This window comes from Oleiphilus sp. HI0132, from assembly GCF_001635845.1.
Map to the genome: position 1 here is coordinate 1 of NZ_LWGJ01000633.1, position 825 is coordinate 825.

General features: G+C 43.0%; 2 protein-coding genes. Both read left to right on the forward strand.

Annotated features, from left to right (window positions below; translation table 11 throughout):
- Window positions 1–411: hypothetical protein (locus tag A3766_RS30695; protein WP_197479422.1), on the forward strand; the 411-nt coding region annotated here is incomplete at its 5' end.
- A gap of 13 nt (window positions 412–424) precedes the next feature.
- On the forward strand, window positions 425–825 hold a 401-nt coding region (locus tag A3766_RS07735), incomplete at its 3' end, for a hypothetical protein (RefSeq protein WP_156508768.1).

Below are 825 nucleotides of genomic sequence, written 5' to 3' on the forward strand. Positions count from 1 at the left end.
CCAGTTGACGATGAAAGCCGCTACGGTCGTTTCAAAGATCACCTCGCAGTTTTATCAAGCATCTGCGATGGCCGACTGCTCACACTTCAATCTCAAATATCAATGACCGACCAGCGTAAAGATGTACTAGGCCGCGCTATAGGTATGACCGAAAAACAGGTCAAACAGCTAACCAATAAACTTGCTGAACATGATGTCACTGTTCGACAAGTTATGCTTGATATGATTACTGAACTGGAAGCCAAACTATTTTCCTTAGGCCTGGACGAAGATCAGGAAGAACAACTAATGGCACTAGCCTATCAAGCAAGTGACAAACTTGAAGGTATGAAAGATAGCGCTAAGAACCTCGAGAATGAGTTAGGCCTGGTACTGGAAGGTCTGTATGAAGTACTAGCAAAGAACACATAACAGAGTCCAGTGCATGAACTTACCCAAGTCATTCAATACGTTCACCTCTATCATTTGGTACGGCGAAAGAAAGCACAATAACGCAGCTCTCGTTGACGCTCTAATCTCGAGCGGCTACCAGGTCGAGCAAATTAGTAATGAAGATGAGCTGAAAAGCAGATTCCTGAAAGTTCCTACAACGTTTTTAATACTTGACCAACCCAATGATATGGTTCGTTGCATCCAGCTAGTCATCTCTTTCAAGCTGCAAGCAAAGGATTCTGCGTTCACTACAATATTGATTTCTGATAAGGCCAGCATCGAAGACAAGGAAAAATACTATCGAGCAGGCGGCAACGAAATTATACACCCTCCTGTTAGCCATGAAAAATTACTAAGTCAAATCAAGCACTACAAAATGCTATGCGATACCGC